We start from the raw sequence: 16176 nt of genomic DNA on the forward strand, positions 1-16176 counted from the left end.
GAGGTGGACGCTCGCGATGTGGCGGCCTGACGGTGCCTGGAACGGGCTGGTGGCGAAGACGTACGTCGGGACCGGGTCCCGGCCTGCCCCCGAGAGTTTCCGGTACGGGGTCCTCGCGACGGCCTCGTTGCCGTACTGGACGGTTCACGTGCCGCCGCCGAGCGTCCGGTCGGTGCCCCTCATGGAGGCCGGGCCCGAGACCGCGCCGGATCCCGCGCCGCGAGAGATCCGAGCCCGGCGGGCCGTCGCCGGGCTCCCGGATCTCGCGCGAGTGATCACGCCCCGGCGGCGCCGATGAACTCGCGTACGGCGGTGCTCGGGTCGCCCGAGCGGACCAGCGCCTCGCCGACCAGTACCACGTCAGCTCCCCAACCGCGGTACTCCGCGACGTCCTCCGGGCCCGTCACTCCTGATTCCGCGACCCGGACCGTGCCTTCGGGGATGCCTGTCACGAGGTCGGCGAACACGGCGCGGTTGACGTCCAGCGTTGTCAGGTCCCGAGCGTTGATGCCGAGAAGCTCAGCGCCGGCGGCGGTGGCGCGCCGTACCTCGTCGGCCGTATGCGCCTCCACGAGCGGCGTGAGACCCAGCTCCGCGCAGAGCCCCATCAAGTCCTTGAGCTGGGCGTCATCCAGCGACACGACCATGAGAAGCGCGAGATCGGCGCCGTGTGCGCGAGCTTCCCACAGCTGATAGGGGTCGACGATGAAGTCCTTGCGCAGGACGGGAACGTCGACCCGGGCACGTACGGCGTCCAGATCCGCGAGGGAACCGCCGAAACGCCTGCCCTCGGTGAGCACGCTGATCGCGGCGGCACCGCCGGCGGCGTACTGGGCCGCGAGCGACGCGGGGTCGGGGATGTCCGCCAGCGCACCCTTGCTGGGGCTCTTTCGCTTCACCTCGGCGATGACGGACACCCCGGGCGCGCGGAAGGCGGGCAGGGGGTCGAGCGCGGGTGCCGCGTCCGCTGCCCGGGCGCGCAGTTCCGCCAACGGCGTCGCACTCCTGCGTTGTTCCAGGTCCTCGCGAACTCCCGCGAGGATCCCATCGAGAACGGTCACTGAACTCTCCCTGTCGGATCACCTGGTCCGCCACCCACGTCCAAGACGACCTCGGAACGCGGGCATCCTGATCGATCATGGCACCAATCGAGTCGTCGGTTGATTCTTGAGGGGTGGAGGGCACGTATGGACATTCGGCAGCTGGAGTACTTCCTCGCGATTGTCGATCGTGGGGGGTTCAACCGCGCGGCCTCGGCTCTGTACGTGTCCCAGCCGGCGCTGTCGCAGGCCGTGCGGGCACTGGAGCGTGATCTCGGCTCCGAGCTGTTCCGTCGCATCGGGCGCAGGGCAGTCCTGACGGAGGCCGGAAGGGCTTTGATCGAGCCTGCCCGGGAGGCCGTGCGGAGTCTGGAGACGGCGCGGGCGAGTGTCGCGGCGGTGCATGAGCTGCGCGAGGGGCGCCTCGATGTGGCGTCCATGCCGTCGCAGGCGGTGGAGCCGCTGACGACCTTGGTGAGTGCCTTCAGCCATCGGTATCCCGGCGTATCTGTGGCCATCAAGGCGGCGTTCACCTCGCGTGAGGTGATCGACATGGTGCGCACGGGTGCCGTGGAGTTGGGGCTCCTGGCGTCCGCCGGTCCGGTCTCCGGCAAGGAGGTCGTCTCCCATGCGCTGGGGCGGCAGCGTTTTGTGCTGGTGGTGCCGGCCGACGGCCCGTTCGCCGGTCGGACGGCCGTGGAGTGGCGGGAGCTCGCGGGAGAGCGGCTGATCGTCGGGCAGCCGGGTACCGGGATGCGCGCCTACGTCGACGCGCTGCGCGAGCAGGGCATCGAGTTCACCGTCGTCGCCGAGACCGAGCATCGTGTGTCGCTCATGCCCCTGGTACTGGCCGGGGTCGGGCTCGCGGTGGTCACGGACGCCTGGCGGGACGTCGCCCGGCGACTGGGCGCCCGCGTCCTGGACATCGAGCCGGAGACCGGCTTGGACATCGCCCTCGTCAGCCGCCGCGGCAGCCTGTCGCCCGCGGCCGCCGCATTCGTCACGAGCGCGACCTCGGCCGCCGACAGCTGATAGGTACCGCTTATAAGGGAGATCCGCTTTGCGTCTTGGACGCGGCACGGACCGCCTTGCTGCAATCGACGGCATGACGACGAACCACCGCATAGCCCTGATCCCCGGCGACGGCATCGGCGCCGAGGTCCTGCCCCCGGCGCGGCAGGTGCTCGATGTTCTCGGCCGCCGCCACGGCTTCGGCCTGTCCTACACGGCGTACGGCGACTGGTCGTGCGAGCGGTACCTGCGGGAGGGCGCCATGATGCCAGCCGACGGGATCGACCAGCTGCGCGACAAGGACGCGATCCTGCTGGGCGCGGTGGGATACCCGGGGGTGCCCGACCATGTCTCGCTGTGGGGGCTGCTGATCCCGATCCGGCGCAGCTTCCGCCAGTACGTCAACCTCCGGCCCATCCGGGTCTTCGAAGGCATCGACAGTCCGGTGCGCGGCGCACGGCCGGGCGAGGTCGATTTCGTCGTCGTGCGCGAGAACATGGAAGGGGAGTACAGCGAGGTCGGCGGCCGGCTCAACAGGGGCTTCCCGGACGAGATCGCCGTGCAGGAGGCCGTGTTCACCCGGGCCGGCGTCACCCGCGTGCTGGACTACGCCTTCGCGCTCGCCTCCCGGCGCGGCGGCCGCCTGACCTCCGCGACCAAGTCGAACGGGATCGTGCACACCATGCCGTTCTGGGACCAGCTCGTCGCCGAGCGGGCCGCGTCGTTCCCGCAGGTCGCCTGGGACCAGGAGCACATCGACGCGCTCGCGGCCAAGTTCGTCCTCGAACCGGCCCGCTTCGACGTCGTCGTCGCCTCCAACCTCTTCGGCGACATCCTCAGCGACCTCGCGGCCGCGGTCGCCGGATCCATCGGCATCGCCCCGTCGGCCAACCTCAACCCCGAGCGGGACTTCCCCTCGATGTTCGAGCCGGTGCACGGCTCCGCGCCCGACATCGCGGGCCAGGGCATCGCCAACCCGCTGGGCGCGATCTGGTCCGCGGCCATGATGCTCGACCACCTCGGCCATCCCGCCGCGGCCAGGGACATCACTGACGCGATCGCCTCGGTCCTGGCCCAGACCGATGTCCGTACCCGTGACCTGGGCGGGACAGCGACCACCGCCGAGTTCACCGACAAGCTGATCGAGCTCCTCTGAGCCGTCTCCCCCTCGGCGGCGGCAGGGACGAACTGGTCGAAGGCCGGGCACTGTTGACGTCGCGTGGACCTGGGTGGCGTGGTCCACCCGGGCGCGGTCTCAGGAGGTCGCGCCGGGAGCAGTTGGTTCCTGTGCGTCCAGGACCAGCACCGCGACGTGCAGGGACGTGCGCTGCAGGCCTGATTCCAGGTCGCAGCCGAGGAGGCGTTCGATGGTGTGGAGGCGCTGGTAGTACGCCTGCCGGGACATGCCGGCGCGTTTCGCCGCGACCGACTTGTTCCCGGCCGCCGCCAGATAGGCGCGCAGTGCCGGGAGCAGATCGCCATGGTTGCGGTCGTCGTGCTCGATGAGGCGGGTCAGTTGCCGTTCCGCGTACCGCTGAAGGCGGGTGTCCGCCCGCAGGACGCCCAACAACTCGGGCAGCTGGACGTCGGCGGGGACGTAGAACCACCGCTCCGGGGAGGCCGGTGTGATGGCCTCGGCCGTCTGCTCGGCCTCCTGCCACGACCGGGCGATCCCGGAGAGGTCGGTCACCCCTGGGCCGACGGCGACGACGGCCTCCGGTCCCAGCTCCTCCCGGGTCAGGCGGCCGATCCGCTCGGCGACCGGCTGCCAGGCGCTCGCCTGTGCCAGTGCCAGAAGTACGCCGATCCTCCCCGGTGCCGTCTCGCCGATCAGGGCGCGGACGTTGGTGGGCGCCAGCGCCTTGGCGATCCGTTCGTCGAGGTGCTCGCCCTCGGCGCCGGTGTACGTGTGGCGGATGACCACGGCGAAGAGCCGGTGCCCGAAGGCCGGGAGTCCCAGTGCCTCGGCGCGGGCCCGCGCGTCCGCGGGGGAACGGAAGCGCCGTTCGTACAGGTCCCGCAGTACGGAGCGGTGGGCCCGGCGCTCCCACCAGGCCGGTCCGGCCAGGCGTGCCATGGTCAGCGCGACCACCGCGCGCTCCAGCACCAGGACGTGTTCCGGGTCGGGCTCGGCGTTCAGCCGACCCTCCAGCAGGACCAGCCGCCCCCACTGCCCGTGGTGGTCCTGCACCGGCGCGATCAGCCACCCCTCCGGGCCGCTCGGTGTGATCCTCTCCGGCGTCGGGGCGGCCCGCGAGCGCCGCGACCAGGCCGACACCACCGGCTCGTACGGGCGGCCGAGCAGCTCGCACATCAGGACCCGGTGGTTGAGGTCCTCCAGCACCACGGGGGCTCCGGTGAGTTCCGCGGTGGTGTGCACCAGCTCCTCGGGGTCCGCGCCCCGCAGCGTCAGGGCGGTGAAAATATCCTGGATGTCCCTCCCGCGACGCAGCAGGGCTCCCTGGGCGTCGAGGATGAGCGCGTGCACCGTCTGCGTGACGTCGATGAACCGGACGCCACGGGCCAGCTCGACCAGCGGTACTTCACGGGCACGGCACGCCGCCACCAGCTCGTGGGGCACCTTCCGGTACCGGTAACCGAGCTCCACGACCAGACCGGCCGCGCCGACGTCGGCGAGCTGGTCGACGTAGCCGCGCAGCTCGGAGGCGTCCTCGGGATACGGCATGCCGGTCGTCAGCACCAGCTCGCCGCCCTCCAGGAAGTCGGCGGGGTTGAGCAGCTCGGTGACATGGACCCAGCGCACCGCCCTGCCCAGCTGTGTCTCCCCGGCCAGCACGCGCGGCATCCCTTCGGCGAGCACAGGCAGGCGCAGTACCTCCGCGATGGTGGGGAAGTGCCCGGTTGCGGGATGTCTGGGCGGCATAGGGGGTGCTTTCAGCCGAGGGGATCGGCTCACCCTCGCACCGGCCACTCAGCCTGACAAGGGGGTGCCGGCATTTTGTGCGGCCCGGCCGTCCGCAGTGACAGACCGTCTCAAGAAGGCCCCAAGGTGGAACACAGTGTGGGTTGACCTGCACGTTCCCCCAGGACGAAAGTGAACGCCATCCCCAACGGAACCCGAACCGGAAGGGTCCGCACGGTGTCCGCACCGTACTGGGGCTCCTCTGCCACCAGGCCACACCATCGAAAGGAGCGACCTCATGCGCAGTCCGAAGCGCGTCGCCGTGATCGGTGCCGGCAGCATGGGCAGCCAGGCCATGTGGCGGCTGGCGGCCCGCGGAGCCGAGGTCATCGGCTACGACCGGTACGCGCCGGGTCACGACCGCGGCGCGGCCGGGGGCGAGAGCCGCATCTTCCGGGCCGCCCACCTCGGCGAACCCGGGTACATTCCGCTGCTGCGACTCGCGGACGGGCTGTGGGAGCAGCTCCAGGCGGAGACCGGCCGGTCACTGCGACGCCGTAGCGGCTGCCTCGTGATGGGAGAGGACGCCTCACCGTCCGTACGCCTCCTCCTCTCCACCAGTGCCGCCCACGGGCTGGATCACGAGGTGCTGGACCGGGAGGAACTCGCCCGCCGCTACCCGCAGCACCGGCTCCCGGACGGGCACACCGCCGTCCACGACCGGTTGGGCGCCGTCATCAGGCCGGAGGCGTCGATCCAGGCCGCCGCCGCCCGTGCCGAGCGACTGGGTGCCCGGCTGCACCGCTACACCACGGTGCGCGAGGTCGTCCCCGCGGCGGGCGGCGGGGTGCGGATCGTCACCGACCGGGGCACGGACCACGTGGACGCCGCCGTGGTGACCGTGGGCCCCTGGATCAACACCCTGCTCCCGGACCTCCCCCGGACCGTCGACGTCCGCCGGGTGGTCTGCTCCTGGCACCTGCCCACGCGCCACGACTGGTTCGCGGACGGGGCCCCTCCCTTCGTACGCGCCACACCCCACGACTGCTTCGGCATCCCGTCGCCCGACGGCATCTCCGTCAAGCTCGGTCTCTCGTTCAAATACCATGCGCCGGTGCCCGAGCCGGAACGGCTCGACCGTGCGGTCCGCCCCGAAGAACTCGGCACCTTTCGCGAGCTCATCGGTGAACTCATGCCCGACCTGAACCCCGACCCCATCAGGATGTCGGCCTACATGGAGGGCTACACCGACTCCGGAAACCCGCTCGTCGGTCATCTCCCCGGCGAGGACGACATCATCGTCCTGGCCGGATTCTCCGGGAGCGGCTTCAAGTTCTCGCCCGCGATGGGAGAGATCGCCGCCGACCTGGCTCTCGACGGCACCACGGAACACCCCGTCGACTTCCTCGCTCCGGCAGGAGTCGGCGCCACCTGATCCCCGGCGATCTCGACGGCACCGCACCCCCCAACCCGACATCCCTGTCATGCGCATGCCCGAAAGGCCACGCAGCGGGCCGTCATCAGTTCCTTCCAGCAGAAGACAGGAGCACCCTCATGCCCATTCCCTCGCTTCAGTTCCGCCCGAAGTACGTATCGTTCGACTGCTACGGCACGTTGGTCGAATGGCCGATGACCCCCATCACGCGTGAGCTCGTCGGCGACCAGATCCCCGCTGAGCACTGGGACCAGTTCGTGAAGGAGTTCCGCGGCTACCGCTACGACTCGGTCTGCGGCGAGTACTACCCCTACGAGCAGACGCTGCAGGACGCCTTCGAGCGGGTCTGCCGCAAGTGGGGTGTGAAGGCGGCGCCGGACGCCGGAAAGCGGTTCGCCGACGGCGTGCGCAGCTGGGGCCCGCACGCCGACGTGCCGACACCGCTGAAGAAGATGGGCGAGAACTACAAGCTGGTCATCCTCTCCAACGCCGGAGACGACTTCCTGGAGGAGACCGTGCCCCGGCTCGGGGCGGACTTCCACGCGGTCTTCACCGCGGAGCAGGCCGGCTACTACAAGCCCCGGTACGCCGCCTTCGAGTACATGCTCGACCAGCTCGACGCATCCCCCGAGGACTTCGTGCACGTCTCCTCGCACACCCGATACGACCTGATGCCGATGCACGACATGGGCTTCCGCAACCTGATCCTCCTGGACCGCGGCTGCGACCCGGTGACCCACGGCTACGACTACGTGACCGTGAAGTCGCTCGACGACCTCAACACCATGCTCGGCATCTGACTCGCGACGCACCTCGTCCCGCACGGACACCACCGAAGGACCCCCCACCCCTCACCTCAGCGATTTCCGCTCCCACGCATTCACCACCACCAGGAGGCGCCCGATGGAAGACAACCGGATAGGCCGCAGAACCGTACTCCGCACCGCAGGCGCACTGGCCGCCGCCACCGCGGTGACCGGCTGCGGCACCCTCATGGGCACCGGCGACAGCCGCGGTTCGTCGGGCGGCGGCAAGAAGAGGCTCGTCGTCAGCAACAGCGGCGGCACCTACAACGACGCCTTGACGAAGGCGATCTACGAGCCGTTCACCAAGGAGACCGGCATCACGGTCACCACGGTCAACTACCAGTCGGCACAGATCATCGCCCAGGTCAAGCAGGGCCGTCCGCAGGTGGACCTGCTGGACAACACACTGCTGAACTTCCAGAAGATGGCCCGCCTGGAGTGTCTGGAGCCGGTGGACCACGACCGGCTGAAGAACGTCAAGGGCGCCGGGATCGCGGAGCACAACCTGCCGGAGCACGCGGTCGGCAAGAACGTGTGGTGCAGCTTGATGGCCTACCGCACGGACAGCCTCAAGCGTGTCCCGAAGAACTGGGCCGACTTCTGGAACACGGACGCCTTCAGCGGCCCCCGCTCGCTCCAGAGCGCTGAGGTGGACCTGCCGGAGCTGGAGTTCGCGCTGCTGGCCGACGGGGTTCCGCTGGACAAGCTGTATCCGCTGGACGTGAACCGGGCGTTCGCGTCGATGTCGCGGATCCGCGGCGGGGTGAAGAAGTTCTGGAACACCGGCGCCCTGCCGGCCGTCCTCCTCGGCCGCAAGGAGGTCGTCGCGACCAGCCTGTGGGGCGGTCGCGCCGACGAGCTGATCAAGCAGGGGATGCCGGTCGCCTACCAGTGGAACGGCGCCCGCAGGATGACCAACGGCTGGGGCATCCCCAAGGGCGCGGGCAACACGGACCCGGCCTACAAGCTGATCGACTTCTCGCTGCGTCCTGAGGTGCAGGCGGCGTTCGCCAAGCTCTTCCCGCACGGTCCGGTCGTCTCGGGCGCCATCAAACTGCTCGCGGACGACGTCCTGGCCACGCTGCCGACCTCGCCGCAGAACCTGAAGATCGGGTTCGACGCGGACGCCGCCTGGTGGGACAAGAACCGTGACGCCGTCACCAAGCGCTGGCAGGAGTGGGCCGATGCCTGAGCGCACCCAGAGTCCGACCGCCGCGAAGCTGTCCGCCGACGACCTCGCCGCTGCCCTGGCCCCGCACTCCTCCTCACCCACGGGCAAGTCGCTGTCGGTGACGGGCCTGCGCAAGTCCTACGCCGGGACGACGGTGGTCGACGGCGTGGACATGGAGATCGCGGCCGGTGAGTTCGTCACCTTCCTCGGCTCGTCCGGTTCCGGCAAGACGACCACGCTGATGATGCTGGCCGGGTTCACCGAGCCCGACTCCGGCTCCGTCGCGGTGGACGGCCATGACGTCACCGGTCTCAATCCGGCCAAGCGTGACTTCGGCTTCGTCTTCCAGCAGTACCTGCTCTTCCCGCACATGACCGTCACCGAGAACGTCGCCTTCCCCCTGCAGCTACGAGGGGTGGACAAGGCGGAGATCCGCCGCCGGGTCGGGGAGACGCTGGAGGCGGCGGGCCTGTCGAAGTTCGCCGGCCGCAAACCCCGCGAACTCTCCGGCGGGCAGCAGCAGCGGGTCGCCCTGTGCCGGGTCCTGGTCTACCGCCCGCCGATCGTCCTGATGGACGAACCGCTCGGTGCGCTGGACAAGCGGCTCCGCGACCAGATGCAGACCGAGATCAAGTCCATCCAGCGCGAACTCGGCCTGACCGTCGTCTACGTCACGCACGACCAGGAGGAAGCACTCGTCCTGTCGGACCGGATCGCCATCATGAAGGACGGCCGTATCGAGCAGTTCGACACCCCCCGCGGCCTGTTCGAACGCCCCCGCACCCCGTTCGTGGCCGACTTCCTGGGCGCCGCCAACTTCCTCACCGGCAAGGTCGAGGACGGTGGAAGGGACGACCGCACCCAGGTACGGCTGGACACCGGCGGTGTCCTCACGGCCCGCGCCCACCCCTGCGTGCCCGGACAGAGCGTGCGCGCCGCGGTGCGGCCGGGCAAGCTGCGCCTGGTCAGTGCCGAGGAGGGCTGCTGTACCGGCACCGTCGAGACGGCCGTCTACGTCGGCTCACTCACCCGGATCACCGTCCGCCTGGACGGTGCCGCCCCGGGAACGCCTCCGCTGCGGATCGAGACCACCGCAGTACCGCCGCGCAAGGGCGAGCGGGTGTGTGTCACCGCCGACCGGGACGACGTCAGCGTCTTCGACGCCACGGACGGGGGGTGAGCCGTGGCCGGCACCGCTCTCGCACCCGCCAAGGTGCGTGTGAAAACGTCCGCGATGCCCGGGCACCGCTCCCGGATCGCCCTGGTCAACGCCGTCCCCGTCACGGTGTTCCTGCTGCTGCTGTTCGTGTACCCGATCATCGGGGTGCTCTCCCTCAGCCTCAAGGGTGACAGCGGCGGATTCACCCTGCACTGGTACGCCGACGCCCTCAGTGGCGTGAACCTCTCCGTGCTGCTGTCCACCCTGAGGATCTCCGCCGAGACCGCGGTCCTGAGCCTGCTGGTCGGTTTCGTCCTGGCCCACGCCATCGCCCGGATGCGGCCCGTCTTCGCCGCACTGGCCATGCTCATCGTGGTCGTACCGCACTTCATCAGCGCCCTGGTCCGCACCTACGGCTGGATCATCATGCTGGGTGAACACGGCCTCATCAACACCCTGGCCACCTCCCTGCACATCCCCGGCGCCCCCTACTCCCTGCTCTACAACGAGACCGGTGTCGTCATCGGCACCACCTCGGTGATGCTCCCCTACACCGTCCTGGTGCTGCAGGGCGTGATGCGGGGCGTCGACGGCCGGCTCCTGGCCGCGGCGGCAGGCTTCGGCGCGAGCCGGCTGACCATCTTCCGCAGGATCTACCTGCCACTGGTCGCGCCCGGGATCGGCACCGCGGGGCTCCTCAGCTTCATCCTCTGCCTGGGCTACTACATCACCCCCGCCCTGATGGGCGGCAACCAGCAGACCGTCGTCGCCGCGCTCATCGACCAGCAGGTGATGAAGCAGGACCAGTGGAACTCGGCCGCCGCCTTCGGCGTCATCCTGCTCCTGCTCACCTTCGCCGGCCTGGGCGTGCTCGGCCTGGCCAAGCTCCGCCGCAAGAAGGCTCACGCACGAAGGAGCAGCTCATGATGGAACTGCCTCCCACCCGGGCCGGACACATCGGCCGCGCCCTGAGCGCCATCGCGATCCTGCTGTTCCTGGCGATGCCCATCGTCATCATCCTGGTCACTTCCTTCGGTGCCGACGGCATCGGCACCTTCCCGCCCAAGGAGTACAGCACCCACTGGTACGAGCAGATGGCCGCGCCCGGCGGCAACTGGGCCACCTCCATCGCCCTGTCCAGCCTCATCGCCGCCCTCACCACCGTGTTCTCCCTCATCCTGGGAGCCACCGCCGCAACCGCCCTGGCCCGCGGCCGACTGCCCCTGCACACGGCGGTCTACGGGCTGGTCCTGGCTCCCCTGCTCATCCCGCAGGTGGTCATCGCGCTCGGCCTGTTCCTGTTCTTCGAACCGGCCGGCATGCTCGGCAGCCCGCTGGCCATCGCCCTCGGCCACACCGTGCTCGCCGCCCCCATCGCCATCCTCATCTTGATCTCCACGCTGAGGGGCATCGACGAGCGGCTGGAGGACGCGGCGGCCAGCATGGGCGCCAGCCGGATGGTCATCGCCCGGCGCATCACCTTCCCCCTGGCCACCCCCGGCCTGATCGCGGCAGCGGTGTTCTCCTTCATCACGAGCTTCGACGAGTTCTTCATCGCCCAGTTCATGTCGACACCCGACACCCGAACCCTGCCGGTCCTGGTCTTCAACGCCCTCCAGTTCGACGTCGACCCCACCGTCACCGCCGTCAGCGCCGTCCTCATCGCGCTCGCCATCCTGGCCCTCGCCCTGGTCGCCCTCGTCCGCAGACTCGGCGGCCACCGCAACCAGCAAGGTGGCCTCCTGCCGACGGAACCCCTCACCTGAGCCCGGCCGCGCCCCACTTCGAAACTTTCCGCAAAGGACCCCTGAGATGAAGACGATTCCCTACTGGATCGAAACCGCTGGGGTGTTTCCCGACCGGTCCGGCAAGCCGCTGACCGAGGACACCGACCTGGTGGTCGTCGGCGCCGGCCTGACGGGCCTGTCCACCGCCCTCCACTCCGCCCGCAAGGGCGCCCGTGTCACCCTTGTCGAGAAGGGCCAGATCGGCTCCGGTGCCTCCGCGCGCAACGGAGGCATGGCCAACCTGGGCTTCACCATCGGCGTACGCCAGGCCATCCGCCGCTACGGTCTCGAACGGGCGCGCGAGATCTACAACTCCTACGGCGAGGCCGTGGACACCGTCGAGCGGCTGGTGAACGAGGAGTCCATCGACTGCCAGTTCCGCCGCGTCGGACGCCTGGGACTCGCCTCCCGCCCCGCCCACTTCGAGAGCAAGAAGAGCCAACAGCGCGACCTGGCCAAGTACTTCGGACACGAGACCACGCTGATCAGCAAGTCCGAACTGCGTTCCGAGATCGGCTCCGACGCCTACCACGGCGGCCTGCTCGACCCGTTCAGCGCCGCACTGCACGTCGGCCGCTTCGTGCTCGGCATGGCCGAGGCGTGCGAGCGCGCCGGTGTCGAGATCCACGAGCGCAACGCGGCCATCGACGTGCGGCGTACCGCCGCCGGCCGGTTCGAGGTCAGCACCGAGCGCGGTGTGATCCGCGCCGGGCAGGTCATGATGGCCACCGACTCCTACACCGACAAGAACTTCCCGTGGCTGCGCCGCCGGCAGGTCAGCGTGGGCAGCTTCATCATCGTGACCGAGCCGCTCGGTGAGGAGCTCGCCCAGGAGATCATCCCCAAGGGCCGCCTCCTCGTCGACTCCAACCAGGTCTGCCACTACTTCCGGCTCACCCCGGACAACCGGCTGCTGTTCGGCGGCCGGGCCCGTTTCGCCCCGTCCGACCCCACCTCGGACAAGAAGAGCGGGGCCGTTCTGTTCCGTGAGATGTGCGAGATCTTCCCCCAACTCGCCCGGACGAAGGTCGAGTACGTGTGGGGCGGCTCCGTCGGTTTCGCGATGGACCGCATCGTGCACGCCGGGCAGACCGAGGACGGCGTCCACTACTCCATGGGGTACGCCGGCCACGGCGTGCAGATGGCCACGCACATGGGGCACGTCATGGCCGAGGTGCTGGACGGCCACCCCGAGGTCAGCCCCGTCCGCGACCTGGCCCCGCCCCGCATCCCCCTCTACAACGGCACCGCCTGGTTCCTGCCCTTCGCGGGCGCCTACTACAAGACGCTGGACCGCATCCGCTGACCGGTCGGCAGCCCCCGACACACGTCCAAGGAGATACCCACGATGACTGTCGTCCGTGATGTTCCCAAGCAGCTGTTCATCGGCGGAACCTGGCAGGACGCCGAGTCCGGCCGAACCCTTTCCGTCGACGACCCGGCCACCGGCGAGGAACTGTGCCAGGTCGCCGACGCCTCACCCGCCGACGGCCGACGTGCCGTCGAGGCCGCGGTCGCCGCGCAGGCCGCCTGGGCCGCCACCGCGCCCCGGGTACGCAGCGAGATCCTTCGCCGCGCCTACGACATCATCATCGCGCGCACCGAGGACCTCGCGCTGCTGATGACCCTGGAGATGGGCAAGCCCCTGGCCGAGGCGCGTGCCGAGGTCGCCTATGCCGCGGAGTTCTTCCGCTGGTTCTCCGAGGAAGCCGTCCGTATCGACGGCGGCATGATGACCGCGCCCGACGGCAGGAACCGCCTGCTGGTCACCCGTCAGCCCGTCGGCCCCTGCCTGCTCATCACCCCCTGGAACTTCCCCCTGGCCATGGGCACCCGCAAGATCGGCCCCGCCCTCGCCGCCGGCTGCACCATCGTTCTCAAACCCGCCCCCCAGACCCCCCTGGCCAGCCTCGCCCTCGCCGGCATCCTCAAAGAGGCCGGACTGCCCGACGGCGTCCTCAACATCGTCACCACCACCGACGCCGCCGCCGTCGTCGAACCCCTCCTCCGCGGTGGGAAGATCCGCAAGCTCTCCTTCACCGGCTCCACCCAGGTCGGCAGGATCCTGCTGGCCCAGTGCGCCGACACGGTCATCCGCGCCTCCATGGAACTCGGCGGCAACGCCCCCCTCGTCGTCTTCGACGACGCCGACCTCGACGTGGCCGTCGAAGGCACCATGGTCGCCAAGATGCGCAACATGGGCGAGTCCTGCTGCGCCGCCAACCGCATCTACGTCCACACCTCCGTCGCCGACGAGTTCGCCCAACGCCTCACCGCCCGCATGGCCGCCCTGAAGGTCGGCCCCGGCACCGAACCCGGCACCGACGTCGGACCCCTCATCGACGCCGCCGGCCGCAGCAAGGCCCACGACCTCGTGCGGGACGCCGTCAAGCGCGGCGCCAAGGTCCTCACCGGCGGTGAACTCCCCGAGGGCCCCGGCTGCTTCTACCCGCCCACCGTCCTGACCGGCATCGCGCCCGACTCCGCGATCATCGACACGGAGATCTTCGGCCCGGTCGCCGCGATCCGTACCTTCGACACCGAGGACGAGGCCGTCGCCGCCGCCAACGACACCGAATTCGGCCTGGCCGCCTACCTGTTCACCCAGAACCTCGACCGCGCCCTGCGCGTCGCCGAACGCCTCGAAAGCGGCATGATCGGCCTCAACACCGGACTGGTCTCCAACCCGGCCGCCCCCTTCGGCGGCGTCAAGCAGTCCGGCCTGGGCCGCGAAGGCGGACGCGTCGGCATCGACGAGTTCCTCGAGTACAAGTACATCGCCGTCCCCGTTGGGGCCTGACATGCCCGACCGACTCGTGGTCCTCTACCGGGGCAACCGGCCACCGGCCACCAGCCTCATCGAACGCCTCATGAACACCGTCTACGCCACGGAGGAGGAACTGCCCTACCTCCTCCCCGGCGCCGACGCCCTCCTGGCCTGGGTGACCACCACCCCGGCCATCCGCGAGGCCTGGCCCGACGACCCGCAGAAGGCACCACGCTGGGTGCACGCGTCTTCCGCGGGCGTGGACTCCTTCCTGTTCCCCGCCCTGGTGGACGATCCGGGCGTCGTCCTGACCAACGCCCGAGGTGTCTACGACCAGCCGACCGCCGAGTACGTCCTGGGCCTGATCCTCGCCCTGGCCAAGGACTTCCCCGGCACCTGGGAGCACCAGCGGCGCCGGGAGTGGCGTCCGCGCCCGAGTGACGGCATCACCGGCCGCACCGTGCTGGTCTGGGGGACGGGGCCGATCGGCCGGGCCATCGCCCGGCTGCTGCGCGCCGTCGGGATGCGCGTGTGCGGCGCGGGCCGCAAGGCCCGCGCGGACGACCCCGACTTCGGCACGGTCCACGGTGCGGCGACCCTGCGTTCCGCCCTGGCGGAAGCGGACTACGTCGTCCTGGCCGCACCCCTCACCCAGGACACCCGGGGCATGGTCGACGCCCCCGTGCTCGCCGCCATGAAGCCGGGGGCGCGGCTGATCAACGTAGGCCGGGGCGGACTCGTCGACGAGGAGGCGCTGGTCGACCACCTCGCCGCCGGCCGGCTCGCCGGCGCGGCCCTGGACGTGTTCGCCCAGGAACCGCTGCCTGCTGAATCGGCCCTGTGGGACATGCCCGGCGTGATGATCTCCCCGCACACGGCGGGCGAGACCACCAGCGAGCGGGAGGCACTCGTCGAGGTGTTCCTCGACAACCTCACCCGCCGCATCGAGGGCCGGCCGCTGCGCAACGTGGTGGACAAACGGCGCGGATACGTGATCGACGAGACGCGCCCCGCCTGAAGGCGAGTAGCGCGCGCCCCGGCCGGTAACTCCTACCGGCCGGGGCGCGCGCTACTCGCCTTTCGTGCCCTGCGGCCTCGGCGTCACGACACGGTCAGGTAGATCTTGCGCACGGTTTCGATGGTCTTCCAGACACCGACGAAACCCGGCTTCATGACAAAGCTGTCGCCTGCCTTGTAGACCACCGGCTCGCCACCTTCCGGCGTGATTTCGATGACGCCGGAAAGGATGTGGCAGAACTCGAAGAGCTCGCCCTTGATCGAGCGCGTCTCGCCGGGCGTGGCTTCCCAGACGCCCGTTTTGATGGTTTCCCCGCGGGCGGCGTCCTGGGCCCAGGTCCTGTAAGTCGGGTCGCCGGAAATCAGGCGTTCCGGCAGCGGACCGGACTCGCGGGGTGCGAAGGAGGGATCGGTGTCGATGGTCTTCAGGAGTGACATGCTTTTCCTCCACTGGTTCGGGGAACGACGCCACGGTCTCGGCACACAGGTGGGGCGTGGATCGTTCGACTGCTGCGGTCCATCGAGCATCTTCGACGCCCCGCGCGGAGCCCATGTGTGATCTGTCCGTTGAGGGCACGATGTTCGGACGTTGTGTCAAGCAGGCGGTTGGGACGCAGGACCTCGTCCGCGGGCACGCGTCCGCCCGTCTTCTCCTCGACCCACTCCGGCAGCGACGAGCTGCGGTAGCCGAAGGTGGCGTCGCGGGCGAACTCGCTCTCGCCGACCGGGAGCAGCCCGTCGGCCGTCCGCATCCAGTGGCGGGAGCCGACAGTCAGCCGACCCGCTCCTTCTCGGACAACCAGCGGAAGAACTCCGCCGCGTACGCCGCCTCTCCCCCGGCCTCAGTCGGCGGCTTACCCGTCCCGGACGTCATCAGAGGGGCGAGCTCGTCGGTGCGCCCGACGATGATCTCGTAGGCGGGGCAGGATCTCGCTGCGCACGCGGGGTGCCGTACGGGCCACCTGCGACTGCCCGGCCGCGTCCTCCGCGAGCCGGGCGTCCTTGTGGCTGGCGTCGGCCACGTGACGCAGGACGTCGCCGGGCGCGGGGGCGTCGACGGGCATGGTGACGCCGTCCGCGGCGTCCGGTCAGGCGCCGCCGACGGACAGTCGCGTGGGTG

15 protein-coding genes and 1 pseudogene are annotated in these 16176 nt (G+C 70.0%); 11 read left to right on the forward strand and 5 right to left on the reverse strand.

Annotation, left to right across the window (positions count from 1 at the left end; translation table 11 throughout):
- Positions 1-275 precede the first annotated feature (275 nt).
- Entirely contained in the window at positions 276-1061 is a 786-nt protein-coding gene (trpC, locus tag QA861_RS09655) for an indole-3-glycerol phosphate synthase TrpC (protein ID WP_334587811.1), read from the reverse strand.
- A gap of 126 nt (positions 1062-1187) precedes the next feature.
- Here trpC and QA861_RS09660 point away from each other — a divergent pair, with 126 nt between their 5' ends.
- Positions 1188-2072 (forward strand): LysR family transcriptional regulator, encoded by an 885-nt coding sequence (locus QA861_RS09660; protein ID WP_334587813.1) that lies wholly within the window; start codon positions 1188-1190, stop codon positions 2070-2072.
- 73 nt (positions 2073-2145) lie between these two features.
- Positions 2146-3207, forward strand: a complete 1062-nt coding sequence (locus QA861_RS09665; RefSeq protein ID WP_334587814.1) for a tartrate dehydrogenase — start codon at positions 2146-2148, stop codon at positions 3205-3207.
- 99 nt (positions 3208-3306) lie between these two features.
- On the opposite strand, the gene QA861_RS09670 is transcribed toward QA861_RS09665, so the two are convergent.
- The gene (locus QA861_RS09670) at positions 3307-4935 is read right to left on the reverse strand and encodes a PucR family transcriptional regulator (RefSeq protein ID WP_334587815.1); all 1629 of its coding nucleotides are present in this window, start codon (positions 4933-4935) and stop codon (positions 3307-3309) included.
- A gap of 277 nt (positions 4936-5212) precedes the next feature.
- On the opposite strand from QA861_RS09670, the gene solA reads away from it, so the two are divergent.
- The 9 genes from solA (at position 5213) to QA861_RS09715 (ending at position 15057) form a co-directional block, all read left to right on the forward strand.
- The gene (gene solA, locus QA861_RS09675; protein WP_334587816.1) at positions 5213-6349 is read left to right on the forward strand and encodes an N-methyl-L-tryptophan oxidase; all 1137 of its coding nucleotides are present in this window, start codon (positions 5213-5215) and stop codon (positions 6347-6349) included.
- A gap of 119 nt (positions 6350-6468) precedes the next feature.
- Positions 6469-7149 (forward strand): haloacid dehalogenase type II, encoded by a 681-nt coding sequence (locus QA861_RS09680; RefSeq protein WP_334587817.1) that lies wholly within the window; start codon positions 6469-6471, stop codon positions 7147-7149.
- Between the two features lie 103 nt (positions 7150-7252).
- Positions 7253-8347 (forward strand): extracellular solute-binding protein, encoded by a 1095-nt coding sequence (locus tag QA861_RS09685; protein WP_334587818.1) that lies wholly within the window; start codon positions 7253-7255, stop codon positions 8345-8347.
- Entirely contained in the window at positions 8340-9506 is a 1167-nt protein-coding gene (locus QA861_RS09690; RefSeq protein ID WP_334587819.1) for an ABC transporter ATP-binding protein, read from the forward strand. The genes QA861_RS09685 and QA861_RS09690 overlap by 8 nt, the downstream gene beginning before the upstream one ends.
- Positions 9507-9509: 3 nt before the next feature.
- Positions 9510-10412 (forward strand): ABC transporter permease, encoded by a 903-nt coding sequence (locus QA861_RS09695; protein WP_334587820.1) that lies wholly within the window; start codon positions 9510-9512, stop codon positions 10410-10412.
- Positions 10409-11251 carry an ABC transporter permease gene (locus QA861_RS09700; RefSeq protein WP_334587821.1) on the forward strand — a complete coding sequence of 281 codons (843 nt, stop codon included), beginning with the start codon at positions 10409-10411 and terminating at the stop codon, positions 11249-11251. The genes QA861_RS09695 and QA861_RS09700 overlap by 4 nt, the downstream gene beginning before the upstream one ends.
- Before the next feature lie 46 nt (positions 11252-11297).
- The gene (locus QA861_RS09705) at positions 11298-12578 is read left to right on the forward strand and encodes an NAD(P)/FAD-dependent oxidoreductase (RefSeq protein WP_334587822.1); all 1281 of its coding nucleotides are present in this window, start codon (positions 11298-11300) and stop codon (positions 12576-12578) included.
- Positions 12579-12620: 42 nt separating this feature from the next.
- A complete protein-coding gene (locus QA861_RS09710; protein WP_334587823.1) occupies positions 12621-14072 on the forward strand; it encodes an NAD-dependent succinate-semialdehyde dehydrogenase in 1452 nt (483 codons plus the stop codon).
- A 1-nt stretch (position 14073) separates the two neighbouring features.
- Positions 14074-15057, forward strand: a complete 984-nt coding sequence (locus tag QA861_RS09715) for a D-2-hydroxyacid dehydrogenase (protein ID WP_334587824.1) — start codon at positions 14074-14076, stop codon at positions 15055-15057.
- A gap of 83 nt (positions 15058-15140) precedes the next feature.
- On the opposite strand, the gene QA861_RS09720 is transcribed toward QA861_RS09715, so the two are convergent.
- The 3 genes and pseudogenes from QA861_RS09720 to QA861_RS09730 all read right to left on the reverse strand — a co-directional run.
- Entirely contained in the window at positions 15141-15494 is a 354-nt protein-coding gene (locus QA861_RS09720; RefSeq protein WP_334587825.1) for a cupin domain-containing protein, read from the reverse strand.
- Positions 15482-15808 carry a four-carbon acid sugar kinase family protein gene (locus tag QA861_RS09725; protein ID WP_443041467.1) on the reverse strand — a complete coding sequence of 109 codons (327 nt, stop codon included), beginning with the start codon at positions 15806-15808 and terminating at the stop codon, positions 15482-15484. The genes QA861_RS09720 and QA861_RS09725 overlap by 13 nt, the downstream gene beginning before the upstream one ends.
- A 35-nt stretch (positions 15809-15843) precedes the next feature.
- Positions 15844-16120 (reverse strand): annotated as a pseudogene (locus QA861_RS09730) (aldehyde dehydrogenase family protein); the annotation flags it as partial.
- Positions 16121-16176 lie beyond the last annotated feature (56 nt).

Origin of the sequence: Streptomyces sp. B21-083, from assembly GCF_036898825.1 — a bacterium.
Taxonomy (GTDB): domain Bacteria; phylum Actinomycetota; class Actinomycetes; order Streptomycetales; family Streptomycetaceae; genus Streptomyces.

What these genes read in the sequence shown, in the direction of transcription:
- QA861_RS09660 (WP_334587813.1), top strand. Translation starts at nt 1,188, where the DNA reads ATGGACATTCGGCAGCTGGAGTACTTCCTCGCGATTGTCGATCGTGGG.
- QA861_RS09665 (WP_334587814.1), top strand. Translation starts at nt 2,146, where the DNA reads ATGACGACGAACCACCGCATAGCCCTGATCCCCGGCGACGGCATCGGC.
- QA861_RS09670 (WP_334587815.1), bottom strand. Translation starts at nt 4,935, where the DNA reads ATGCCGCCCAGACATCCCGCAACCGGGCACTTCCCCACCATCGCGGAG.
- solA (WP_334587816.1), top strand. Translation starts at nt 5,213, where the DNA reads ATGCGCAGTCCGAAGCGCGTCGCCGTGATCGGTGCCGGCAGCATGGGC.
- QA861_RS09680 (WP_334587817.1), top strand. Translation starts at nt 6,469, where the DNA reads ATGCCCATTCCCTCGCTTCAGTTCCGCCCGAAGTACGTATCGTTCGAC.
- QA861_RS09685 (WP_334587818.1), top strand. Translation starts at nt 7,253, where the DNA reads ATGGAAGACAACCGGATAGGCCGCAGAACCGTACTCCGCACCGCAGGC.
- QA861_RS09690 (WP_334587819.1), top strand. Translation starts at nt 8,340, where the DNA reads ATGCCTGAGCGCACCCAGAGTCCGACCGCCGCGAAGCTGTCCGCCGAC.
- QA861_RS09700 (WP_334587821.1), top strand. Translation starts at nt 10,409, where the DNA reads ATGATGGAACTGCCTCCCACCCGGGCCGGACACATCGGCCGCGCCCTG.
- QA861_RS09705 (WP_334587822.1), top strand. Translation starts at nt 11,298, where the DNA reads ATGAAGACGATTCCCTACTGGATCGAAACCGCTGGGGTGTTTCCCGAC.
- QA861_RS09710 (WP_334587823.1), top strand. Translation starts at nt 12,621, where the DNA reads ATGACTGTCGTCCGTGATGTTCCCAAGCAGCTGTTCATCGGCGGAACC.
- QA861_RS09715 (WP_334587824.1), top strand. Translation starts at nt 14,074, where the DNA reads ATGCCCGACCGACTCGTGGTCCTCTACCGGGGCAACCGGCCACCGGCC.
- QA861_RS09720 (WP_334587825.1), bottom strand. Translation starts at nt 15,494, where the DNA reads ATGTCACTCCTGAAGACCATCGACACCGATCCCTCCTTCGCACCCCGC.
- QA861_RS09725 (WP_443041467.1), bottom strand. Translation starts at nt 15,808, where the DNA reads ATGCGGACGGCCGACGGGCTGCTCCCGGTCGGCGAGAGCGAGTTCGCC.